A 24,604-nucleotide genomic window follows, 5' to 3' on the forward strand; every position below is an offset into this window, starting at 1 on the left:
AGCCTGATTGAATCAGGTTCCCGGCGTTTTTTGTCTGTTGAGCGTTTCTGCTTAAAATGCTGAGACGCGGGATGTTCAGTGATCCTGTACCTCATTGGTACCGGGAGAAGTAATTGCTGCGCTGGAGCAAACGGGATACTTCCATTCAACGTCTAGTCCATCCTGAAAAACATGAACAGAGGAAGTCAAAAGTTCTGCCAGACGGCTCTTTTGCGCCAGAGTCCTATTGCCCTATTCGCATTCAATATCTCGGATATCCTTAGTCAGCGTGTCGCGGCGGCTTGCGCGGATTTGACTCAGCCCGTCATCGTGCGGGGCCAGCGACAGTATGTAATTGAATACATCGGTGAGTTTCTGCTCGTTTTTCTGATGCTTTTCATCAAGATAACAGTCTGTAACCCATGTGATATTCGGTGCGCAGTTCGTAAAACGACGATAGGAACGGGGCTGTGGACGGTAATTCCTTCCGGACTTGATCTTGAAAAACCGTCCCAAGGGCAAAGTTCTTCCCTACGGGAATTATCGAAAATGGGCTTAATGAAAATGAAGAAACAATTTACAGAGAAACAGATTCTTACATGTAATTTCAAAAAACACAAATGATAAAAATGCTAAATACGCTCAGGTTCAATTAAGATAACAGAAATATAATTTACTTGTAGCATCTATATCAATGTCCGACATTGATTGAATTGTTCAGGGATGATACCCGTGCAGCCGCGTAAGAACTGTTTTATACAAGCAAAAGGAAGGAACAATTCCGTGGGAGAAAAGAGAAAATACGAAAAAAGAAAGATCGTGTTCAGAATTCTGCTCATGGCAATCATAGGGCTGTATCTGCTCCAAACGGTATGGTCCCATCGAATCTGGTACTATCATTCGCAGGAGATACCGGTGCCTATTGAAGCTGTGCTAAAAAAGGACGTAATGAGCCAAGAAGATTATGCGCTGCTCTTTGAACAAACGGGCTTCGGGCGGTGCGCCATTGATGAACTTCTAGGCCGAGGCGAGGAAGGAAAGCAGCAAATTTTAAATAGCCAACGCTGGTTCTTTAAGGAATATCAAGTAAAGTGCACTCCGCTCCTTTGGTGGTTTACCCGAGAGGACATTCTAATCGATTCAGCGCATAATCAGGCGATAGGTCCCCCTATCCCCACACTGCAACCTGGGGATATTCTTTTGACATTATCCACCCATTCATTGGGATGGACCCACGGCCATGCCGCCATTGCACTGGATCATCAGGTGCTGCTGGAAAGCCGAGTGCTGGGTGAAAATTCTGCCCTGTCTGAGGTGGACTCGTGGCGGTACTATGCCAACTATGTCATTGTACGAGTCAAAAATGCACCGAATAAATTGCGGCATAAAGTAGCGGAGTACGCCAGAGAATCTCTGCAGAATATCCCATACCGCCTGACGGCGGGGTTGCTGGGAGAGAAGGCCGCAGATGCAAGCAGCACATTCTTTGGCAGCCAGTGTGCATATTTGCCTTGGTATGCATGGAATCAATTTGGCATTGATTTGGATGGCGACGGCGGACGTTTAGTGACCCCAATGGATATTTTGAAAAGTGACAAAATTGAAATTGTGCAGGTATATGGGATAGACCCAGCTCTGTTTTAATGGGAACGCAGGGGCGGCAATATGACGGGAACCACGGTTCCCGTAGACGGTGGATCTGTCTGCTGCTGATGCTGCGTGAATCAGTACCGATTAAACGGCCTGTCAAGCCCTCTTAAACACGAGTATTGCATCCACAAAAGTTTGCACCAGAGAGAAAAAGGCTGTCTCATCTCGTACTTTATGGGAGTAGAGTACGAGATGCAGCAGAGATGAGGCAATTGCCGCGCCGGGCAATCAATTTGCCGCAGCTTCTTAACGGTGAAAAATAAGGGATCAAAAAGAAAGCCCCGCCGTAACAGCAAATCGTGTACCGTTTACTTCAACCGAATGGAGTATCACCACCATCGTCTGAATGGCGTTGGTGGTGGTTCCGCTGCTGAGCAAAAAGACCGTATACGTGGTATTGATGGCTACGTCCAGATACAAAGAGGCCACCGTATTTGAGACAGGGTACATACCGATCCATGCGCTGTCCAGCGTCTCGATATCCATCCAAGTGGGCATGGGCGTGAGGCTGGTCTCGGCGAAGAAGAACTGATATGCGCCGGGAGCAATGCGCTTGAAAGCGGTCGTCTCCTTGTAGCGCACGTCGGCGTAGACCACCCGCCCGTCGCCCAGCAGAACATCCAGCGGGTTGCTGTTCAGCGCCAGATTGCTAACGCGGAAATTGGACACGCCGGTGTTGTTAGAGCAGCAGTTATCCGTGATCTGCAGCAAGTCCAACCCGCTGGGCGTGTTGATGATGGCGACGGTGGTCGGCGTTCCACTTTGGAAGAGCATGGTTTTCTGAATGTAGATATAGCCGTCGGGTCCGGTGACGGTGATGGTTTGATAGCCTGCGGGGATACGGCTGTAACCGGAGATAGAAGCGTAGTTCAGCCAGTTTACCACCCGCGTGTTACGGATGAGGACGCGGAAGGGCGGATAACCGAAGGCAGCATTTAAAAACCGCACGGGGGAACGGTTCACGATGACAATGCCGCCGCCAAAGACGGGGCCGCCCTCTCCGGGATTGGGCAGTGGAATAACAGGGATGCCGCCGCCATTCCCAACAGGACCGCCCTCTCCGGGATTGGGCAGTGGAATAACGGGGATGCCGCCGCCATTCCCAACAGGACCGCCCTCCCCAGGATTGGGCAGTGGAATAACAGGGATGCCGCCGCCATTATCAACAGGACCGCCTTCTCCGGGATTGGGCAGGGGAATGACGGGAATATTGCTGTTGTTGGAAGGGGGGGTTACCTCGGGCATGGGCAGGGGAAGCGGCCCAGTGGAGGTGCCACCGCCATTATAAACGGGCCCGCCCTCTCCGGGATTGGGAAGCGGGGCCACGGGAGTATTTGAAGTTGTTCGTTCCATATGATATTTGACCGGAACAGAGGTTCCGGTATTCCTCCTCTCAGTCTGTGTGTAGTCCAGTATATTCCAGAGGAGAGGGCGGGGTGCGCGCTATCGCGAAGGCACTCCGGGCAGACAAGAAAACCGCGCCTTCAAAGTTCAGCTTGTCTGACTTTGGAGGCGCGGTTGTGTTTCTTAACGGGCCTTTTACTGCGCGACGGCGGCGAAAAACCCGCTCAGGTCGCCATTTTTGATGTACCCACGCTCCAGCCAGAAGGCAGCCGCCTCGTTGGCCACGTCCATAACGTTGAACTCCGTATCAGGGCTGACAAACTCGGTGTTCATGTCCCGGTCGTAGTAGGTGACGCCGCTGCAGCTGTCTTTGACTTCCTCAATGTTCAGCCCTAGGCCGTCGGCCATGATCTGGCAGCCGTCGTCATAATTTTTGTTGAGATAATCAATGGAGAGATTCCAGATCTCCGCCAGATCCTGCGCGGCGGAGGGATGATCGGCTAAAAAGACAGAGTTAACGGTCAGCACGTCGATAATGGCCTTGGGATAGTCGGCGGAGGAGACGAGGATGTGCCCGCCTTCCCGCTGGGAACAGTTGCTCAACTGCGGCTCCCAAGTCACGGCCGCGTCCACGCTGCCGGCAATGAAGGCCTCGCCGGCGGCGTCGTTGCTCATCTCCACGGTGTTAATGTCGTCTTCGGTAATATTGCTATCCGCCAGAACCTGCAAAAAGAAGAAGTAAGAGGTGGCGGATTTGTCCAGCGCCACCGTCTTTCCCATCAGATCGTCCACGCTTTGGATATCGCCGGTGGCAACCAGACCGTCGCCGCCGGTGGAGGCGTCCATGGTGCAGACATACTGCTCCGGCGCACCGGCGCTGTACTGGATGATGTCCCGGTCCAGCACCTGACCCAGCGCGTCAATGCTGCCAGAAACCAGCGCGGAGCCATAGGTGGATTCGTCCTCCATGATGATAAGATTCGGCTCGTAGCCGTATTGCTGAAAATAGCCCTGCGCCTGTGCAATGTACAGCGGCGCATAGCCCACCCAAGTGCAGAAGGCCACATTAATGGGGGTGAGCGCTTGACCGCTTCCGGCGGCGGACGGGGCGGAAGAGGACGCGGCGGAATTACCGCAGCCGGACAGGATGACGGCGGAAAGGGCTGCGGCGGCGATCCGTGCAAGAAATCTTTTCATGAGTTTTTCCTCCTGAAATATGTAAATAAATGAATGAACGGCACTCAGCGGTTCATGGCTGCGTCCTGACTTTCCCGCCAGAGCATATCCATGATTTTGCGCTTCAGCGCCAGAAATTCCTCGGTGACCAGAGCGTTGTGACTCCGTGCGCAGGGCAGGTCCACATCCAGTACCTCTCGGATCGTGCCGGGGCGGCGGGACATGACATAAATGCGGTTTGCCAGCAGAATGGCCTCGTCAATGTCGTGAGTGATAAAGAGAACCGTGCTCTTTGTCTCCCGGCTCACCGCTGCCAGCAGCTCCTGCATGACCACGCGGGTCTGGGCGTCCAGCGCGCCGAAGGGTTCGTCCATCAACAGGACCTCCGGCTTTGCCGCCAGAGTCCGCGCAATGGCGACGCGCTGTTTCATGCCGCCGGAAAGCTCATTGGGCAGAGCGTTTTCAAAGCCGGACAGACCAACCAAACGGATGAATTCCAGAGCGGCCTTCTCCCGCTCCAACCCGGCCACGCCCTGCATTTTCAGGCCGAATTCCACGTTTTTGCGCACACTCAGCCACGGAAAAAGGCTGTATCCCTGAAAGACCATGCCCCGGTCTGCACCGGGAGCGGACACGGCTCGGCCCTCCACTATAACGGAGCCGGAGGTGGCTGTTTCCAGACCGCCGATGATATTCAACAGTGTGGATTTTCCGCAGCCGGAAGGACCCACGATGACAACAAATTCACCATCCCGCACGCTCAAATTAATTTCCTTCAGAGCAGTTACATCGGCGGCGTTTTTCTTCTTTCCGGGAAAGATTTTGCTCACGCCGGAAACGAGCAGTTTTTCTTTCATGCTCATTCACCCAACCTTTCGTGCCAAGGCACAATGGCCCGCGTGAGAATTTTGACGGCAAAGTCGGTCAAAAGACCGATGATACCGATGGTAATCAGGCCGGAGAAAATCACATCGGTGGCTAAAAAGCGCTGGGATTTTAGAATGATGTACCCCAGACCGTTGCTGGCGGCCACCATCTCCGCAACCACCAGATAGGTCCATGCCCAGCCGATGGTCAAACGGAAATCGTCCATCAGTCCGGGCAGCGCCGCCGGAAAGATCACTTCCTTGTAGACCTGCCAGCGGTTGGCCCCCAAGGTTCGGGCGGCATTAATCATGTTTTTGTCCACACTGCCCACCGTGTCGCAAACCATCAAAACCAACTGAAAAAAGGTGCCCAGCCAGATAATAACGTACTTCTGCGTCTCGTCAATGCCCAGATATAAAATAGTCAGCGGAACCAGCGCCACCACGGGCAGATAGCGGGCAAATTCGATAATGGGCTGGATCACGGCGCTGAATGCCTTGGACCGAGCCATGACCATGCCGATGGGCAGTGCCGCCACGGCGGACCAGAACCAGCCGACCATAACGCGCTTGACGCTCATCCAGCAGTTGATCCATAAGGAGCCGTCCCGCGCCATGTCCACGGTGGTGGACAGGACCTTGGTGGGGGAGGGGACGAACAGTTCGGTAACCATGCCGCCATAGGTCAGCAGGCACCACAGCGCGATGATGACGCAAAAGGACAGAATGGAAATCGTTTTGTATGCGAGATGCCTGTGGGGACGCCGGTTTTTTTCGGACATGAACATCTTCCTCTTTAAAATACTATCGTGTTAACAAGCTAACGTGCCAGATTATTATAGTATAGAAAAGGCCCAAATGCAATCGTTGCAGAAAATTTGGCACTTTGACTGAAACGGCACTTTTTCCTGCATTTTTCCAATACAATCTGCACAGATGAGAAAATTCATACCGGAAGGACGACGGCAAAAAATGATGACAGAGTTTCGGGATGGCGGGGAGTATGAAAATATGCAGTCAGAAAAGTGGCAAAAAACGCTGCGCGGCGTGCTCTGCCGCCCCTACTGTGGTGGGAAAACGGGTGCAAGGCGGGGGCTTTGGACAGCACCGTTACGGACGGATGGCGCTGTCAAAGGTGCGCCGCACTGGTTGACAAATGCGCGTTGTGTTCGACATGGTTTTTCATTTTACGCTCTTTGTAAATAAGGTGTGAAATTTGGAAAATTTCCCTTGACAGGCAGGTGTCCCGCGCCTATAATAAAAATCCCGACCGACCATTCGGTCGGGATTTTGATTTCTGTAAACTTTGCGCGCTGCGCAGAAAAAAGGAGTCCTGATATGAAACGAACCTTAGCGCTGCTCCTGTCGGTTGTACTGACGCTGGCTGTTGCATTGCCGGTGCTGGCGGATGACCGCGTTCAAGCCCCGTCGGAGGCTGCTTCCAGCCCGGCTGGATCATCAGAATCGGCGGCTGCGTCCGCTCCCTCCTCCGAGGAATCGGAGATGGGCGTGGAGGCTGCTCCGGACGCATCCGCGCCTGTGGGATCGGAAGATGCGGCGGCTTCTTCCAGCATGGATTCTTTGTCCGCCAGCAGCGTGCAGAATCTCCAGCTGAACCCAAAGAACTCCGCCAAGTCCATCAGCTTTGAAAATCTGCGGGGTGCTATGCTGAACTACAACCCCACGATTCAATCGCTTCAGGCCCAGATCATGGACGTAAACGGTATGACGCAGGACAGTCTGTGGAATGCCAACGGAACTCTACGCGAAATGTTGTCCAAAACTACTGAGGCTTTGGAAACGGTGAAAAGTGCTGAAACTGACGACGAGGACCTTAAGAAGGTCTATCAGGCGCTCAGTGTTGCTCTCGGCGCAAATGTGATGTCTCTGCAAAGTGCGTATGCACAGAATTTTTCTCAGGTTATTAACGTTGAAAATACCGTTGCAACTACGAAAAACACGTTGAACAACGCCATTGAAAAGGTTATCTGCGGCGCAGAGCAGGTTTACATGGGTGTAATTGCCATTGAAGACGCGCTCCCCGCCGTTCAGCGGGGATTGGATTCCTTGGATCGGGCCGTGGCAATTCTGGAAAAGCAGCAGGAGCTGGGCATGGCCTCTGCCTACGATGTGGAGAGCATTCGTCACCAGCGCGCGCAGGTTGCCAGCCAGCTGGAGGCATTGAATTATCAGGTGACCTCGAACAAACTTCTCCTAGAGGGCATGTGCGACATGGAACTGAGCGGAACCGTGAAGCTGGGCGATCTGCCCATGCCCACGCAGGCGGAGCTGGACTCCGTGAGCTACGATAAGATGCTAAGCACCGCCGCCGCCAAAAATGTGGATGTGGCAAACGCGGAGATTGCCTTCGGTGAGGATTCCGGTCCCGTGAACAGCAAGGCCCGCACCGCGGCGCAAAACAGCTTTGCCTCCAGCTTCAAGGGTGTTTGTTTGGCAGTGCCGGAAAATGTCCGGCTGGTGAATGCGGCCCAGAAGACCGTGGACTTCCAACAGCGGACCTTTGCTATTGCCGCGAAAAAATATGAGCTGGGCATGTCGTCTCACGAGGACTATCTCTCCGCGCAAAACGATTTGGAGAGCGCGAAGGATGATCTGCGCACCGCCCAGCGCAATCTGTTCAGCGCCTACCGCAGCTATGTCTGGGCCACCCAGTACGGCATTGTTTGAGAAAGATTGAAGAAGAGGAGAATACCATGAAAAAGCAATCTCTTTTCGCGCTGCTGACGGCGGCGCTGATGACTCTTGGGCTGGCAGCCTGCGGTCAGAGCGGCGATTCTTCCGCAGAGCCGGAAGTCAAGGGCACCGCCGTGGAAGTCCAGACGGTGGCCACCGGCGATATTGCCACGGAGAATACCGTCACAGGCAGCGTCACCGCCAACCGCAACGTCCCGGTACTGAGCAAGGTGGCCTGCGAGGTCAAAAGCGTGAAGGTGAAAGCAGGCGACACGGTGAAGGCGGGCGATCCGCTGTATACGCTGGATACCTCCGATTTGCAGGATACATACGGCAGCGCCCTGACCACTTACACCGGCAGCCGTGAGCTGCTGGACGAACAGGTGCGTCAGGCACGGGAGAGCTACAACAATCTTCAGGCCCTTTTTGAGCTGGGGGCAGTGAGCCAGAACCAGCTGGATCAGGCCAAGCTGGGGCTGATGCAGGCGGAAAACGCCCGGACCAGTACGCTGACCCAGATGGGGTTGGACGACGTGTGGGATGCGCTGAATAATCCCACGGTCACATCCCCGATTTCCGGCACGATTGCCAGCGTCAGCATCACCGCCGGGGTCAGCTTGGCCCCCAACACCGCCGCCGTGGTGGTGGCTGAAATTGGTCGGCCGCAGGTGGTGGTGAATGTCTCCGAGACACTGCAGCCCTCCATCAGCGTGGGCGATGTGGTGGATGTGACCATCCCCTCTATTGGCGACGAGACGATTCAGGGGACGGTGGCCTCCGTGGCCTCCGCCGTCAGCCAGAGTTCCGCGCTGTATGAGGTACATATCGACCTACCCAAAGATCTGAAGGTTTCCATCGGCATGTTTGCCCGGGCCACCTTCCACACCGACTCCCGGACGGGAACCGTGCTGATTCCCACGGAGTCCATTCTGACCGGAGAGGACGGACAGCAGTCCGTCTACATCGTGGACGGCGATACGGCCTATCAGGTGAAGATCACCACCGGCCTTGTGAACGAGACGCAGACGGAGATTACCTCCGGTCTTCACGGGGGTGAGCAGCTGGTAACCCGCGGACAGAGCTATTTGAGCGATGGCGCACCTGTTCGCGTGACCAACGCCCCGGCGGTATCCACTGGGGATGGAAGCGGCGACGCATCGTCTTCTGCCGCGTCTTCTGCCGCGTCTTCTTCCGCTGCGGCGGGAAGCTCGGCGGCAGCCAGCGGTGCGGCGGCTGACGGAGCGGAGGGCGCAAAGGAATGAAGATGGTCACATTCTGCATCCGCCACCGGGTGACCACCATCATGGCCTGCGTCATGGTGGCGATCTTCGGCGTGATGGGCTTTACCCAGCTGCCCTTGGCGCTGCTGCCGGACATCGAGCTTCCGATGGTAATGATGTACTCCACTTATCAGGCCGGACCGCAGGAAGTCGAAAATCTGATTACCGTCCCGCTGGAAAACGCGTGCGCGTCTGTGGCGGGCATGGATGAGATTCAGTCCTTCTCCGTTGAGAACATGTCCTTGGTCATGGTGACCTTTACCGACAACACCAATCTGGACACCGCCATGACGGACCTGCGGGACAAGATCGACATGATGAAAAGCACCCTGCCCGACGAGGCCAGCGACCCGGTTATTATGGCTTTGGACATGGACGCCATGCCCGTTATGGTCATCGGCCTGAAAGGCTCGGACCTCGCGTCGCTTCAGACCGTCGCGGAAGACACGATCTCTCCCGCGCTGGAGCGCATTGAGGGTGTGGCCTCCGTGGACGTACAGGGCGGCTTTGAAAATGAGATTGCCGTGGAGACTTACACGGAAAAACTGGCGGGCTACGGACTGTCCCTGAGTTATATCGCTCAGATTTTGTCAGCGGAGAACGTGGCGATTCCCGCCGGAAGCGTGGATAACGGGGCAAACACGCTCTCTGTCCGAACGGATGGACAATTTGCCTCTGCCGAAGATGTGGCAAACTGCCTGATTCCCCTGAGCACCGGCGGCAGTGTGCGGCTGGGCGAGGTGGCAAACGTATACCTTAAGCCCCAAGAGCGCACCGCCATTGCCCGCGTGGACGGAGAGGACTGCGTGGTTCTGTCTGTCAACAAGCAGTCCGATGTAAACACCGCGGCCACTGCCCAAAGTGTGCAGAAGGCTATCAAGGAGATCGCGGCGGAGAACCCGTCTTTGAACTGGTCCGTGCTGATGGACCAGAGCGACTATATCAATCTGTCCGTCGATAGTGCCATCAGCAATATCATTCTGGGCGTGCTGCTGGCGGCACTGGTGCTGTTCGTGTTCCTGCGGGACTGGGGCGCCACGCTGGTCATTTCTGTGGCGATGCCCCTTTGTATCGTGGCGGTGTTCCTGCTGATGAAGGTGTTGAACATCACCCTGAACATGATGAGTCTGGGCGGCGTGGCCATGGGTGTGGGTATGATTGTGGATAACTCCATCGTGGTGCTGGAAAACATCTTCCGATACCGAGCCGATGGACATGACAATTACTCTGCCTGTACGCGGGGAACCGGCGAGGTGGCGCTGGCCATTGTGGCCTCCACACTGACCACCGTGGCCGTGTTCCTGCCGCTGGGCTTGACCGGCGGCATCGTGGGCATGATGTTCTATGACTTCTGCCTGACCATCTGTACCCTGATCGGCATGTCTCTGGTGGTGGCCCTGACGATCGTGCCGCTATTGAGTTATATGCTGCTGGGCCGCAGCGGCAAGGACCTGAAAACCAACGCGCAGGCCATGGAAGCCGCCAAGGCAAAGAAGAGCGGCCGCCTGATGAGCTGGTATGTGAAGAAGCTGGACTACTTTATCCATCACCGCAAGCGGGCCATGCTGGCCAGCCTTGCCATGATCGTGGTCTTTATCGGCGTCATTGCCATTTCGGGCTTTGAAATGATGCCCTCCATGGACCAGAGCAGCGTCAGCGTCACTGTGGGCCTCCCCGTAGGCACAGAAACAGAGGAAGCCCAGCACGTTGCCGAGCAGGTGGTGGACATTGCCATGGACACCGTGCCAGAGATCAAGGATATTTACTATACCACCGGCGGCGGGACCATGAGCAGCATGACCGGCGATAATTCCACCTCCGTCACGCTGAATCTGGTTCCCATCAGCGAGCGCGACCGCTCCGCAGAAGAGATTGGAAACCAATTGCGTGAGGATCTGCAAAATATTGCCGGAGCAGATATTTCCGTTTCCTCTGCGGGCATGATGGATATGTCCGCCATGACCGGCACCCCTATCAGCATCACCCTCTCCGGCGACAATTATGACGAGCTGAAAGCCGCCACGAACGATCTGGTGGGGCAGATTTCTGCCATTCCGGACGCGATTGACGTCTCGTCCAGTGCCAGCGATCAGGTGCCGGAGGTGGATGTGACGCTGCGGCGCGATGTGGCGGCGCAGTATGGCCTCACCGCCGCGACCATTGGTTCTGCCGTTCGCAGCCAGCTCACCGGCTCCACCGCCACCGTTTTGAAAGTCAACGGCGAGGAGATTGACGTGGTGGTTCGGGGCGAGGCGGACGCGGGCAAAAGTTTGGACGCGCTGAAATCCATGCCCATCACCACGCCGATGGGCAGTTCCATCCCCCTGAGCATGGTCGCCAATGTGGATGTGGTGATGGCCCCCCAGACCATTACCCGCCAAAACCAGAGCCGTACCATCACCATCACCGGCAACAGCCGCACCGACGACGCGGTGGGCATCGCCAAATCCGTCCAGACGGTGCTTGACAATTATCAGGCCCCGGACAGTGTCATTGTGGACATGGGCGGTGAGAGCAGCGAGATGATGGATTCCTTCCAGAGCCTTGGAAACGCCTTGATCGTTGCGCTGGGCCTTGTGTACTTCGTGCTGGCCTCGCAGTTTGAGTCCTTCCTGATGCCGGTTATCGTTATGATGATTCTGCCGGTGAGCCTTCTGGGTTCCTTGAGCACCCAGTTCCTCTTTGGCATGAAGATTTCCATTGTCTCCTTCGTGGGCGTTATCATGCTGGCAGGCGTGGTGGTCAACTCCTCCATCGTGCTGGTGGACTATATCAAGACCCGCCGCCTGCGCCACGAGGAGAAAGACGAGGCCATTCTCAACGCCTGCCCACGCCGTGTCCGGCCAGTGATGATGACGATGCTGACAACAGTTCTGGGCCTTTTGCCCATGGCAATCGGCATGGGCGAAGGATCGGAGATGATGAAGCCCATGGCCATCGCGATGATTACGGGTATGCTGATCTCCACCGTCGTAACGCTGCTGTTCACCCCGGTGTATTACAGTGTGCTGGACAGCTTCAGTCAAAACTTTGCGGATAAACGTATGGCGAAGAAGGGAAAACCAGCGCTTTGTGGAAAGGAGGAACTCCCCAATGTCGAGGATCAGTGAACGGCGTCGCGCGGATATTTTGAGCGCCGCGCTGACGGAGTTCGGCCTCCGGGGGATCGAAGGGGCCTCTATGTCGGAAATTGCCGCACGGGCGGGAATCGGCAAGTCTACAATCTATGAGTATTTTCCCTCGAAGACAGACCTGTTTATCGCGTCGTGCAAGGCGAAAATAGGGCAGATTAACGAGCAGATGCAATCCATTTTCGCAACCGAACTTCCCTTTTCCCAGCAGTTGGAGGCCTACGTCAATATGATGCAGGATTTGGCGCAGGGGGTCGATTTCAACGAAGTCCTCCGGGTGTTCACAAATACCTCCATCCAAGAACTGCAATTGGCCATGGAGGAATTGGGCGACAATGTTGCCGACGCGACGGAACAGGCTATCCGCCGGGCGCAGGCCAGAGGAGAGCTGGTTGCCGACTTGGATGTTGCGATCACGGCGGCATACCTGCTGGGCCTTCCGAATCCGCACCTCATCTTGCGGATGCGGCGGCTGGGCAGGGAAAACCCGGTGAAGGCGATGGTGGAAATGGCCCTTCGGGGAATCAAAGCGGACCGTGAAAAAACGAAGAACTGAAGCCCACGCGCCTAATCCGAAAATGCTTGATGATAAAAGCCCGGCGGAGTCCTGAGGACTCCGCCGGGCTTTTTGCGTTTTATGGGACCGGATACGATTCTTCCCTTGTGCGCGGAGGGCCGCGCCGGAGAAAACTCAATTCTCGGCAATTTGTGTGTGGGAGTGGGAAAAGCGCACCATTCCGGTGCGGTCCAGCGCCACCATCAGCACGGGAATGAAAACCAGCTGAAGCACAATGCCGGGAATGGCATTCAAAAAGGCCCCGGCCATAAACATCTGCCAAGTGAACGCCTCGCCGGCCACGCCGGTGAGCAGCACCCGGACCACGCCCCAGATGATTCGTCCGCCTGCCATGGCGATCAACAGGGACCGATACAGTGCGAATACGCACTGCCACTTGGAGCGGTTATAGAGAAATCCGGCAATGGCCCCGTAGGCCGCCAGCTCAAAGGTCATGGCGATTCCGGTGGGGAATATGGGGGGCATCCCAAACATCACATACCGCAGCAGGGGCAGAACCAAGCCTACCGCCCCGCCGTACTTCCACCCGCAGATCAGGCCGCACAAAAGCACCGGCAGGTGCATGGGCAGCAGCATACTGCCCACCTGAGGGATCTGCCCGGTCAAAAAGGGGAGGACGATGCCAAGGGCCAAAAACATGGCCGCCAGCACCAGACGCTGGATGTGTTTTTTAATGGTGGTCTGCTTCATGGTGGATTCTCCTTTAAAAAATCATGTGATGGCGGAGGCTGCCTCCTGCAACATTTTTTGGCTTCTCCGCAAACTGTGCAAACCGTATAAAGTAACTGCTTGCTGCTGTAATCCGTTTTTATCAAATCTAAGGCGGCACGGGGAATTCCTACCAGATTCTAAAGCTGCACGGCGCTGACTTCTGTTTTGCGGGAAAATGGAAAACATGAGACAACGCATCCCACCAACAAAACCGCAGGTTATCTTGAGACAACCTGCGGTTTTTGCTGCAATTCGCCCCTGTTCTCAACAAGCGCGCCTGCTGCGGGGCGGTCGGCGCGGATTGCGCATAGAAATCGTTCCGCAGGAAGGCTCAGCGGTGGAGCGCCTTTCCCACCTCGGCGATTACATGCAGCATCGTCAGTGCTGCCAGACGCTCCGTGCAGCCGGTGGGGTCATACTGCGGCGCGACCTCCACCAGATCCATGCACACCACCTTGCCGGTGCGGCAGATGGCGGAGAGCATGTCCATGCTCTCGTCATACTGCAGTCCGCCGGGCAGGGGAGACGCCGCGCCGGGAGCCAGCGGCATATCGTAGCCGTCGATATCAAAGGTGATGTAATAGGCTTCCGCCTCGGGAATCTGCTCCAATACCCATGCGGTTCCCTTTTCGTGCAGCTGCCGGGCGGAGATCAGCTTGCTGCCATAGGCCCGGGCGTCGTCATAGTCCTGCTTCTTGCCGCTGCCCATGCCCCGCAGACCGATCTGAACCATCTGGCCGATGTGATCCATCTCACTCAAGCGCCGCATGGGGCTGCCGTTGCCTTGAAACTGGGGGCCAACATGGCTGGTCCAGTCCAGATGCGCGTCAAACTGAATGACGCAGATCTTTTTGCCGTATTCCTCCAGTGCCCGGCCCACGGGAATGGAAACAGAGTGGTCGCCGCCCATGAGAATGGGGATGCTCCCCGCCTTGATGATGCGGCGGACGGCTCGTTCCACGCACTTGAAGGAATACTCCCGGTCGCCCTGAAGGACGTCGGCGTCGCCGCAGTCGGCGATGGTGATGGGCTCGGCCAGCATCTGCTCGTCGGTTTCATAATCGTAATAGCCGGCTTTGCCGCGGCCATACTGGGTGGAAGCCTCCCGGATACGGCGGGGGCCAAGCCGGGCTCCGCTGAGGAAGCCAACGCCCATGTCATAGGGAATGCCAAGGACGCCAAAGTCCGCGTGAAGATCATCAAGATCGAGACAGATGGGATACCGGCCAAAGGAACAAATGCCCGTGATGGGCTGGCTGATCAATTCAGGACGCATGCGTAAAATCTCCTTTTTTATATGGGGAGGGGGCGGTTTGTCTCCTCCGGTTTTAATATTTGTTTTCGGGGAAGTCCCGGAAAGCACTTCTTAAAGACGGGTTTCCAAAATCTGATCTTGGCGGAAGTTTTCAATGCGCAAATAATACTCCGCGCAGTCCACCAGCGCCGCCATGGGCGTCAGACCGATGATCTCGCTGCCTATCACGTTGACCCCCCAGCGCTGCGCCTCCATCTTCACAGTCTCAAACACCCGGTAGAGGGACGTTTTCGTGTAATCCGTCATATTGATGGAAACCTGCGCGATGTTGCGGTCTTCCAGCAGCACGCCCATGGACTTTACAAACCGAAACCCGCCGTTGATATAGCGGATGCGGTGGGCAATTTCGTCGGCGATGCGAAGGTCGGAGGTGTTCAGGTTGATGTTAAACGCCACCAACGGCATCCGAGCGCCCACCGCGGTGACGCCCGCGGTAGGATGGATCGTGTCAGGGCCGAAATCGGGACGCCACATGGGGTCCTTCATCTTTTCCATCATTCCCTCGAACTGGCCCTTGCGGATATTGGCAAGATTTTCCCGGTGGGGCGCGGTAGCGGACTTTTCGTACAGGAAGACAGGTACGCCGAACCGCTCCGCGATGGCGGCGGCCGTTTCTTTCGCAATGCGGTCCGCGTCATCCAGCGTGCAGCCCCGCACCGGGACGAAGGGGACCACGTCGGTTGCACCCATGCGGGGATGCTGCCCGTCGTGCCGTGTCATGTCGATCAGCGCCGTCGCCGTGCCCACGGCTTCAATCACCGCGTCCCGCAGGGCTTCCGGCTCGCCTACGGCGGTAATCACGCAGCGGTTGTGGTCCTTGTCTGTGCTGTAATCCAGCAGCTTGACTCGTTCCTTCGCCCGAAAAGCGCCTGCAATTTTCTCCACCTTTTCAAGGTCCCGCCCCTCGCTGAAGTTCGGGATACACTCCATGATCTGATCCATGCTTGCTCGCTCCTTTACACATTCCGCCACGTTTGCGGCGCGCGTTGGCGCACCTTTTCTATAACACTTGTACCATAGCAAAAAAATAATATTTCCGCAACCGTTTTTCTGAGAACTTTTTCCCGTTCGTCAAATTATTTGACGCAGATTCAACGCAGGCCCTCTATAATAGAATTTGCAAATCGGCGCGGATGCATCGTGCGCATGGCTTTGACGGCAAAAAAATACACTTTTCCAGACTGATGTGCTGCCGGAGCAATGGGATGATGCAATAGCGAATTAATTTGGTAAAAACAACTAAATAATTCTGAATTATTTTGGATATTTTGTTGATTTTCCTGATTCCGCGTGATAAGATGTTTTTCAAAGAGGAAACCCTTAGACTGTCCTGCCGGACTGAGTCCGGTCGGCAGAATCCAATTTTCAGGAGGAACGACCATGGCGAATTTTGATGTTGATAAGGCTATGACGGTAAAGCTGGACTATGATCTACCGGAGTATCCCACATTTGAGGAAGGGATCCGCCGCGCTCCCCGCCGGGAGTCCCATCTGACGCAGGCTGACAAGGAACTGGCAATCAAAAATGCCCTGCGCTACATCCATCCCGACCATCACGCCCAGATGGCCAAGGAGTTTGCTCAGGAGCTGGAGGAGCACGGCCGGATTTACGGATACCGTTTCCGTCCTCAGGGCCGCCTGACCGGCAAACCTATCAATGAGTACAAGAGCAACTGCGTTGAGGGCAAGGCGTTTCAGGTAATGATTGAGAACAATCTGGACTTTGACGTGGCTCTGTATCCCTACGAACTGGTGACCTACGGCGAAACCGGTCAGGTCTGCCAGAACTGGATGCAGTATCGTCTTATCAAGAAGTATCTGGAGGTCATGACCAACGAGCAGACTCTGGTGGTCATGAGCGGCCATCCTCTGGGCCTGTTCCACAGCCATCCCACCGCACCCCGCTGCATCATTTCCAACGGCTTGATGGTGGGCATGTATGACAACCAGAAAGACTTTAACCGCGCTGCGGCGCTGGGTGTTGCCAACTACGGGCAGATGACCGCCGGCGGCTGGATGTACATTGGGCCTCAGGGCATTGTCCACGGCACGTTTAACACCCTGCTAAATGCGGGCAGACTGAAGCTGGGTATCCCCGAAGACGGCAATCTGGCAGGCCGCCTGTTCGTGACCGCAGGCCTTGGCGGCATGTCCGGCGCACAGGGCAAGGCTGCCGAAATTGCCGGAGCCGTGTCCATCATCGCCGAGGTGGACGAGTCCCGCATCATGACCCGCTATACGCAGGGCTGGGTCAGCGAGAAGACCGGAAGTCTGGATGAGGCGCTGTCCATCGCCCAGAAGAAGATGGCCTCCAAGGAGCCTTGCGCCATCGCTTACCACGGCAACGTGGTGGATCTGCTGGAGTACCTGCTGGAGAAGAACGTGCATGTGGACCTGCTCAGCGACCAGACCAGCTGCCATGTCCCCTACGACGGAGGCTACTGCCCGCAGGGTCTGACCTTCGAGCAGCGCACCGAGATGCTGGACAAGGACCCCGAGGGCTTCTGCAAGCTGGTGGACAAGACTCTGCGCCATCACTATGAACTGATCTGCAAGCTCCACGAGCAGGGCACTTACTTCTTCGATTACGGCAACAGCTTCCTCAAGGCCGTGTACGATGCGGGCGAGACTTCCATCTGCAAGAACGGCGAGAACGATCTGGACGGCTTCATCTTCCCCTCCTACGTGGAAGACATTCTGGGGCCCCATCTGTTCGACTATGGCTACGGTCCCTTCCGCTGGTGCTGCCTGAGCCGCAACCCCGACGATCTGGACAAGACCGACGCTGCTGCCGCTGAGTATATTCAGGCGCATAACCGCCGCTATCAGGACTACGACAACTATGTCTGGGTCCGCGACGCGAAGAAAAACAAGATGGTGGTCGGCACTCAGTGCCGCATCCTGTATCAGGACGCCATGGGCCGCATGAACATTGCTCTGAAGTTCAACGAGATGGTTCGCAACGGAGAGATCGGTCCCGTTATGCTGGGCCGCGACCACCACGACACCGGCGGAACCGACTCCCCCTTCCGCGAGACTTCCAACATCAAGGACGGCTCCAACATCATGGCCGAAATGGCCACCCAGTGCTATGCGGGCAACGCGGCCCGCGGCATGAGCCTGATCGCCCTGCACAACGGCGGCGGCACCGGCATCGGCAAGGCCATCAACGGCGGCTTCGGCATGGTGCTGGACGGCTCTGAGCGCGTGGATACCATCCTGCGTATGTCCATGCCTTGGGATACCATGGTGGGCGTTTCCCGCCGCGCATGGGCACGGAACGAGCACGCGGTTTCCACTGTGGTGGAATACAACGAGATGTACAAGGGCCAGGATCACATCACCCTGCCTTACGTGGCGGAGAACGACGATCAGTTGGTCAGCGACGCGCTGAAAAGCGTGAAATAAGAACTGCTTTTTACACACAAAAAGGGGCCTCAAAGCGAGGCCCCTTTTCCGACATTTTGATTTGGGAGGATCGATTATGGCAAGTCTGCTGCTGAAAAACATTGGCCTGCTGGCCACCCCCACCGGCTCCGACGCCAAGCGTGGCAAGGCGCAGGGAGAAATCACCCTTTTGAAAAATGCCTATGTGCTGGTGCGGGACGGCGTGATCTCCGCTGTGGGCAGCGGGGAAGTCCCCGCGGAGTATCTGGAAAATGCGGAGGTCGTGGATGCAAAGGGACGTTTGGTCACCCCCGGACTGGTGGATGCCCATACGCACCTGATCTTTGGCGGCTGGCGGCAAAATGAACTGGGGCTGAAGCTCCACGGCGTGACTTATCTGGAAATTCTCGCCCAAGGCGGCGGAATTCTCTCCACCGTCCGCTCTACCCGTGCCGCGTCGGAGGAGGAGCTGGCCGACAAGGCCGCAAAAGAACTGAAAGCCATGCTGGCCATGGGCACCACCACCTGCGAAGCCAAGAGCGGATATGGCCTTGCCCCGGAGGACGAGTATAAGCAGCTGCGGGCGATCCGTCGGCTGAACGAGACACAGCCGGTGGAACTGGTCCCCACGTTTCTGGGCGCCCATGCCGTGCCGGAGGAGTACAAGAACGACCGGGAGGCTTATATCCGCCTGCTGTGCGAGGAGATGATCCCCACTGTCGCAAAGGAGAATCTGGCCGAATTCTGCGACGTGTTCTGCGAGTCCGGCGTGTTTACCGCCGAGGAATCCCGCGTCATTTTGGAGGCGGGTAAAAAGTACGGTCTGTCTCCCAAGATTCACGCCGACGAGATTGATCCCATCGGTGGGTCGCAGCTTGCCGGAGAGATTGGGGCCATCACCGCCGAGCACCTGATCGTCTGCCCGGCCGATGGCATTGCCAGCATGGCAAAGGGCGGCACCATTGCCTGCCTGCTGCCCGCGACCAGCTTCTATCTGGGGGCCACCTTCGCTCCCGCCCGGGACATGATTGATGCGGGTGTTGCCGTTGCCGTGGCAACGGATTATAACCCCGGCTCCTGCCCCAGTTCCAACCTGCAGATGGCCATGAACATCGCCTGCCTCAAGTACCGCCTGACGCCGGAGGAGGTTCTCACCGCCGCCACGCTGAACGGCGCGGCAGGCATCCGCCGGGCTGACAAGGTTGGCTCTGTGGAAGTGGGCAAGCAGGGCGACCTGCTGATCTGGGATGCGCCGGATTTGGATTATATCTGCTATCGCTTCGGCGCGAATCTGGTGGACACCGTGATCAAAAAGGGCGAGATCGTCCACATTTAAGAAACGTGAGCCTTTGCGGCGAGCGGAAGATTGACCAGGAAAAGGCGGTCGAAAGTCCCTGGGGACTTTCAACCGCCTTTTTGCGCGTTCATTCTGTCATAAAGTTCTTGTTTTTGCTGTAAAGGTTTTTGACCGTCAAAGGCTTTGCCTGCCGGACGCTGTACCGCAGACAGTCCTCCAGCTGGTCATATTCATACGCGCCCTTCACGCCGCGTAGACGCTGCATTCCGCGGTGACAGTAGATATCCAGTGGACGGTAGAGATAGTGGTCCAATTCGTTGTCCAGCGTGCGGTTTTGATCCAGCTCCCGGCGCAGCCGCGCCAGAACGCTGTCCCGAATCCCTTGCTCCACCAGAGAACTGAGTTTGCTGGCGGAGTCCCAAGAAACTGCCAGCAGCTCCGCTGCCTCGGCGTATTTCTCATCCTGCGCGGCATAGTAGGCGGAGTAGGCTTCTGCCAAACACCGCCCCGGCAATTCGCGGGTCTTCTCAAATGCCTCCAAGGCCCGGGCAAACATCTGACGGGCCTTTTTGTCGTCTCCTGCGGCCATGGCCGCCCGACCATAGCCGGTGAAGAGGAAGCCGCAGCCCGGCCAAGGGGGCAGGCCCTCGGTCTGTTCCACAGCCAGCTGATAAATCTCGCAGGCTCCGTCAAAGTCCTGCTGGCGGCGCTTCCATTCGCCCTGCCACGTTCGGATATACGCGCAGAACAGGGGATAGTGCTCCGGGTGGTCAAACAGCTCCAGTGCCTGACGGAAAAAGTAATCACTGCTTTTATAGCTTCCCTCTTTGCAGAAATCAATGCCCCGCAGCAGCAAATAGCAGGCTCGCTGGCGCTTCAGACCGGATTCCTCCGCAATTTCCAGCCCCCGGACAATGAATTCCGGCTCGGGCTGATCTGTTTGAATGCTGTATGCAATCCGCTGACGCAAGACCCACAGCAGCAGATCTGTGTCCTCTGCGGCGCAGGGAGTCATAGAGCGAAGAAGCATCTCTGTGACGCCCAGTCCCTCCTGATACTGGCCGGTATAGATCAGCGTCCGCGCCTTTGCGCACAGGAGCATCCGTTCGGCCCGGTTCAGCTCTTCGCTTTGTGCGCCCGAAGGGAACAAACGGCGCAGCCGATCCAGCTCTTGCTCCAGTCCCCGGATATAGTCTTCCAGCGTCACTCCTTTGGGCAGCGGCGAGGGAGGGTCGTCTTCCGCAGGAACCAGAGGCGGAATTTCACAAGTCCACCGTGTCCGCCAGTACAGTCCGGTGACCTCACACCGAAAAGCCCGAAGACTGTCGCCTGCCGCCCGGCAATGGTATGCCACCCGGGCCAAAGCGTCCACGTCCCCCTCGCGCTGGTTCTTTTCAAGACGGTCGGCAATTTGCAGGTGAAGAGGCTGGCGCTGAAAATACGATTGCGCCTGATAAATGGCCTCCCGCATATGGGGCTGAAGAAATCCCAAATAGCTCTCTGACCCGATGCAGCACTCCCCGATCAGGGAGTGCTCTTCCAGTTCCACAGACAAGGCGTAAAGCTGCGTGGGCTGATAACCCGTGATCTCCGAAAGAAGCTGGCAGGGCGTCTGATCCGGGAAAAGGGAGAGCACGTTGGCAAGGTTCAGCGCCTGCACGCTCAATCCCGCCATGCGCTGATGCAGGATGCCGTTGGCGTCCGGCAGGGTGTCCTCCGTCGGCTCCTTGCCCCGCAGATTCTCCACAGCCCCGGCCAGCAGACGGGGATTTCCCCCCGTGGCTTCAAAGATGCGGGTGCGGACTGCGGCAGGCAGATCCACGCCCAGTGCCCCATCCAGATACCGGTCAGTTTCCTCCCGGGTGAGACAGGGAACATGGACGCGCTCCAGCGCCGACTCGTCCAGAAGAAAATTTACATCTACATTCAGCGTCCAGCTGGAGGCAAGCAGCAGCAGCTGGCTCCCGCCCAGCCGACGCACCACCTGACATAAAAGATCCTGACTGGCCGGGTCCATCCACTGGAGATCTTCAAACACCAGCAGAATCTTCCGCCGTCCCGCCGCCATGGAAAGCAGCAGGGCCACCGCGTCTGTCACCAGTGCGCCGCAGCGGTTCTGCTTGAATTTACAGGTCTCCCGCGGCTCCTCTGCCTCATCAGAAAACACCGGGAACACTCTTGCGATAGTCCGCCGGGTGGCGGCGGGGATGGGCAGATTTTGCCGTGCCGCTTCCTCTGCCACCGCCAACATCACATTTTTCCAAGATTCCAGATACACCCCCGCCTGCATTTGGGAGCAAAGGCCCGTCAGCACCAGCGTGTCCGAAAAGTCGCCGCCCCGAAGGAAGTGCTGGAAAAGATAGCTCTTGCCGCAGCCGGATTCCCCGTAAAACAACAGGGAAGGGGTTTGATACTCGTTTTGAAACGCCTGATACCGATCCTGCATTTTTTGCAGCAGACAGCCCCGGCTTCCCGTCAGCGCGGGGGCGGCCCCGCCGGCCTCTTCCGCTGTTGTCTCGTTCCACTGGTTCACAATGTCATAGTACAGTGCGGCGGTTTCGTGAAGCGGGGCAATGCCCAGCTCCTCCGCCAGCCGGTCTTTCAGCTTTTGATAGAGATTGGCGGCCTTGTAATATCGTCCGTCCTGTTGATAGAGCTTCATCAGGAACATGACCATTTTTTCATCCAGTCCGTCCCGGTTCAAATATTCCAGACTCAGCCGCTCCGCCTGCGCCAGATCGCCCTTTTCCTGAGCCTGCGCCGCGCCGGTGAAAAGGTCACTCAGTGTCCGGGCGGCCATCCGCTCGCGTACCTGATCCACCCAAGCGTTGAAACTGGGCGCGTTTTTCACTGTGAAGCCCCGCAGAAACTGCTCCGTGTCCGCAGTCTCCTCGCTGTTGCACTGGTCAAAGTCGGAGATCAGCTCCCGCTCCGGATTCAGGCGTACCTCCGTTTTCGGAACGGTCAAAATCAAATCGGCCCCCAGCGATTTGCGCAGCGTATAGATGGTGTGCCGCAGATTTTTATAGCCTACCTCTTCCGCGCAATCCTCCCAGAGAAGATCCACCAGCTCCTGACGAGTAGCGGTTTTTTGGCAGATCAGATAATAAAACAGCGCGTCAACCCGCTTGAAAGGGAAGGACACCTCTTTCCCGTCCAGCTTCACGCAAGGTATCTGAAACAGCTGTACTTCAATCTTTGCCATCGATTTGCCCCTTCCTCTCCTCTGAAATCGTTTGTTCTATCTTAATTATACACGGCTCCGCGGCTCAACGCCAGCCATATTTACGATCTTTTTGTCTTAGGGATAAAAAGGGGGCAGGTATCTTTTGGATACCCGCCCAAAGCTGAAAAAAGGGCAAAAGCGCCTTTCCAGCTAAAATGCCGCCGTGATTCCTCAGGGTGCTTTTCAGGTGGTCCGCCCAAAGTATGCCCGGATTTCTCCCACCTGATAGAGCGAACCGAAAGCGCAGACAATGTCCTCCGGGCCTTTTCCACTCATCGCAAGGGCAAGGCCGCTCTTTACGTCGCCGCCGCAACGGGCGGGAACGCCGGTCAGTGTCTCAATTTTTGTTCGCAGGTCCTCTGCCGGAAGCGCACGCTCGCTCTCCGGCGTTACCGCCACAAATTCCGTGGCGAAGGGCGCCATCATGCGGATCATGTCGGCGTAGTCCTTGTCCGCCATCACGCCCATTACCAGCGTCATTTTGCGGTGGGGCAGATAGGCGCTCAGGCAGCGGACCAGCTCGGACACACCGTCCGGATTGTGGGCGCCGTCCACCAAAACCAACGGATTTTGCTGCAAGACCTCAAACCGGCCGGGCCAAAGAACCTCGGACAGTCCCGCCCGCACGGCGGATTCCGGAATCTTGTATCCCCGCGCGTTCAGCACGTCTACGGTGTCCAGCGCCACGGAGACATTTTTATACTGATAGTCTCCCAAAAGCCGCAGCCGCAGTTCCTTTCGATCCCGGTAATCCAGCGTCTGCCCAGAGAGATCGCAGGCGTTCAGTTTTTCCGCGTCCGGGTCCGTCACGCGCAGAGCGCAGCCCCGCTCCTCGCAGGTCCGGCGCACCACGGCCTCCACCTCCGCCGACTGGGCAGAGAGGATTACGTCCGCTCCGGGCTTGATGATTCCGGATTTCTCGCCGGCAATCTTTGTCAGCGTGTCTCCCAGCACTTCTGTGTGCTCCAGTGCAATGTTGGTAATGATTGCCGCATCCGGCGCGTCGATCACATTGGTCGAGTCCAGACGACCGCCCAGACCCACCTCTAAAACCACCACGTCGCAGTGCTTTTTCTGGAAATACAGCAGGGCCATGGCCGTGATGCGCTCAAACTCCGTGGGAGAGTCCTCCATCTGCGCCACCACCGGAGCCACTTGCTCCGCAAGATGAGTCAGCTCCTCGTCAGAAATGTCCGCCCCGTTCACCTTCATCCGCTCGTTGACGCGAAAGAGGTGAGGGGAGGTATAAAGTCCCGTTGTATATCCTGCCCGAGCCAGAATTTCGGAAAGCATGGCGCACACGGAGCCTTTCCCGTTGGTCCCCGCCACATGGATGAACCGCAGCTGTTTCTGAGGATTGCCCAACAGGGTCATCAGCTCCTCAATGCGCGCAAGACCAAGACGGCTGCCCTGCCAAGAAGTGGCGTGGATAAAATCCAGCGCCTCCGAAAAGTTCATGCAATCGCCCGCTTTCCATAGCGGCCCAAGGCTTTTGTCATCAAGCCGATCATAATGAACTGCACCGGGATCATCACCATGGTCTGCACAATGCGGGTCACAAACAGCGGCCCGTAAGGCGAACCGTACAGCACGGAAATCCACAGCGTGTTCAGCAGAAGACTCAATATCAGTTGGTTCACTGCCACTGCACCGGCAATGCGGGCCATATTCTGCCCCTTGTGCAGGAACAGACCGAGCACCACGCCGGTCAGGGCCGCAGTCAGGGTAAAACCGGGGAAATAGGCCCCGATGGGGAACAGGATTGCGCCTACAAAGTCTCCCAGCGCGGCCACAGCCGCAGCCGGAGCGGCTCCATACAGCACCGCCGCCACGGCGACGGGTACAAAGCTGAAACCGATCTTGATATTCCACGCGGAAATGGAGCAGAACCGGGACAGGACGATCTCAATGGCGACCAGCATACCCAATGTCACCAGCATAGAAATAGAAATTTTTTGCTTCTTCATTATA

The 24,604-nt window shown here is 56.8% G+C and carries 17 protein-coding genes; 7 read left to right on the forward strand and 10 right to left on the reverse strand.

Annotated features, from left to right (window positions below; translation table 11 throughout):
- Positions 1-762 precede the first annotated feature (762 nt).
- Positions 763-1,623, forward strand: a complete 861-nt coding sequence (locus tag ON16_RS01905) for a hypothetical protein (RefSeq protein ID WP_040658927.1) — start codon at positions 763-765, stop codon at positions 1,621-1,623.
- A 273-nt stretch (positions 1,624-1,896) separates the two neighbouring features.
- On the opposite strand, the gene ON16_RS01910 is transcribed toward ON16_RS01905, so the two are convergent.
- The 4 genes from ON16_RS01910 to ON16_RS01925 form a co-directional block, all read right to left on the reverse strand.
- Entirely contained in the window at positions 1,897-2,982 is a 1,086-nt protein-coding gene (locus ON16_RS01910) for a DUF4397 domain-containing protein (protein ID WP_051131466.1), read from the reverse strand.
- Positions 2,983-3,168: 186 nt separating this feature from the next.
- Positions 3,169-4,170 carry an ABC transporter substrate-binding protein gene (locus tag ON16_RS01915; protein WP_051131467.1) on the reverse strand — a complete coding sequence of 334 codons (1,002 nt, stop codon included), beginning with the start codon at positions 4,168-4,170 and terminating at the stop codon, positions 3,169-3,171.
- 44 nt (positions 4,171-4,214) lie between these two features.
- Entirely contained in the window at positions 4,215-5,006 is a 792-nt protein-coding gene (locus ON16_RS01920) for an ABC transporter ATP-binding protein (RefSeq protein WP_040659807.1), read from the reverse strand.
- 2 nt (positions 5,007-5,008) lie between these two features.
- A complete protein-coding gene (locus tag ON16_RS01925) occupies positions 5,009-5,797 on the reverse strand; it encodes an ABC transporter permease (protein ID WP_040658929.1) in 789 nt (262 codons plus the stop codon).
- A gap of 556 nt (positions 5,798-6,353) precedes the next feature.
- On the opposite strand from ON16_RS01925, the gene ON16_RS01930 reads away from it, so the two are divergent.
- From ON16_RS01930 to ON16_RS01945, 4 genes are read left to right on the forward strand one after another with little or no spacing between them, the layout of a single operon-like run.
- The gene (locus ON16_RS01930; RefSeq protein WP_040658931.1) at positions 6,354-7,703 is read left to right on the forward strand and encodes a TolC family protein; all 1,350 of its coding nucleotides are present in this window, start codon (positions 6,354-6,356) and stop codon (positions 7,701-7,703) included.
- A gap of 26 nt (positions 7,704-7,729) precedes the next feature.
- The gene (locus tag ON16_RS01935) at positions 7,730-8,971 is read left to right on the forward strand and encodes an efflux RND transporter periplasmic adaptor subunit (RefSeq protein WP_040658933.1); all 1,242 of its coding nucleotides are present in this window, start codon (positions 7,730-7,732) and stop codon (positions 8,969-8,971) included.
- A complete protein-coding gene (locus tag ON16_RS01940; RefSeq protein WP_040658935.1) occupies positions 8,968-12,099 on the forward strand; it encodes an efflux RND transporter permease subunit in 3,132 nt (1,043 codons plus the stop codon). Before ON16_RS01935 ends, ON16_RS01940 begins: the two co-directional genes overlap by 4 nt.
- The gene (locus ON16_RS01945; protein ID WP_040658937.1) at positions 12,083-12,676 is read left to right on the forward strand and encodes a TetR/AcrR family transcriptional regulator; all 594 of its coding nucleotides are present in this window, start codon (positions 12,083-12,085) and stop codon (positions 12,674-12,676) included. The genes ON16_RS01940 and ON16_RS01945 overlap by 17 nt, the downstream gene beginning before the upstream one ends.
- 135 nt (positions 12,677-12,811) lie before the next feature.
- Here ON16_RS01945 and ON16_RS01950 read toward each other — a convergent pair whose 3' ends face one another.
- From ON16_RS01950 to ftcD, 3 genes are all read right to left on the reverse strand, one after another.
- Positions 12,812-13,387, reverse strand: a complete 576-nt coding sequence (locus ON16_RS01950) for an ECF transporter S component (RefSeq protein ID WP_040658939.1) — start codon at positions 13,385-13,387, stop codon at positions 12,812-12,814.
- A 352-nt stretch (positions 13,388-13,739) separates the two neighbouring features.
- On the reverse strand, positions 13,740-14,684 hold the full coding sequence (locus tag ON16_RS01955; RefSeq protein WP_040658941.1) for an agmatinase: 945 nt from the start codon (positions 14,682-14,684) through the stop codon (positions 13,740-13,742).
- Between the two features lie 90 nt (positions 14,685-14,774).
- Positions 14,775-15,665, reverse strand: coding sequence for a glutamate formimidoyltransferase (ftcD, locus tag ON16_RS01960; RefSeq protein ID WP_040658943.1), 891 nt, complete (start codon positions 15,663-15,665; stop codon positions 14,775-14,777).
- A 438-nt stretch (positions 15,666-16,103) separates the two neighbouring features.
- Here ftcD and hutU point away from each other — a divergent pair, with 438 nt between their 5' ends.
- The gene (gene hutU, locus ON16_RS01965; RefSeq protein WP_040658945.1) at positions 16,104-18,131 is read left to right on the forward strand and encodes a urocanate hydratase; all 2,028 of its coding nucleotides are present in this window, start codon (positions 16,104-16,106) and stop codon (positions 18,129-18,131) included.
- 76 nt (positions 18,132-18,207) lie between these two features.
- Entirely contained in the window at positions 18,208-19,446 is a 1,239-nt protein-coding gene (gene hutI / locus ON16_RS01970; protein ID WP_040658946.1) for an imidazolonepropionase, read from the forward strand.
- Positions 19,447-19,534: 88 nt separating this feature from the next.
- Here the strand turns inward: hutI and ON16_RS01975 are convergent, their stop codons facing one another.
- The 3 genes from ON16_RS01975 to ON16_RS01985 all read right to left on the reverse strand — a co-directional run bounded on the left by ON16_RS01975 (position 19,535) and on the right by ON16_RS01985 (position 24,600).
- Positions 19,535-22,612 (reverse strand): ATP-binding protein, encoded by a 3,078-nt coding sequence (locus ON16_RS01975; protein WP_040658948.1) that lies wholly within the window; start codon positions 22,610-22,612, stop codon positions 19,535-19,537.
- Between the two features lie 204 nt (positions 22,613-22,816).
- A complete protein-coding gene (locus ON16_RS01980) occupies positions 22,817-24,091 on the reverse strand; it encodes a bifunctional folylpolyglutamate synthase/dihydrofolate synthase (protein ID WP_040658950.1) in 1,275 nt (424 codons plus the stop codon).
- Positions 24,088-24,600 (reverse strand): folate family ECF transporter S component, encoded by a 513-nt coding sequence (locus ON16_RS01985; RefSeq protein ID WP_040658952.1) that lies wholly within the window; start codon positions 24,598-24,600, stop codon positions 24,088-24,090. The genes ON16_RS01980 and ON16_RS01985 overlap by 4 nt, the downstream gene beginning before the upstream one ends.
- Positions 24,601-24,604 lie beyond the last annotated feature (4 nt).

The organism is Oscillibacter ruminantium GH1, assembly GCF_000307265.1.
Taxonomy (GTDB): domain Bacteria; phylum Bacillota; class Clostridia; order Oscillospirales; family Oscillospiraceae; genus Oscillibacter; species Oscillibacter ruminantium.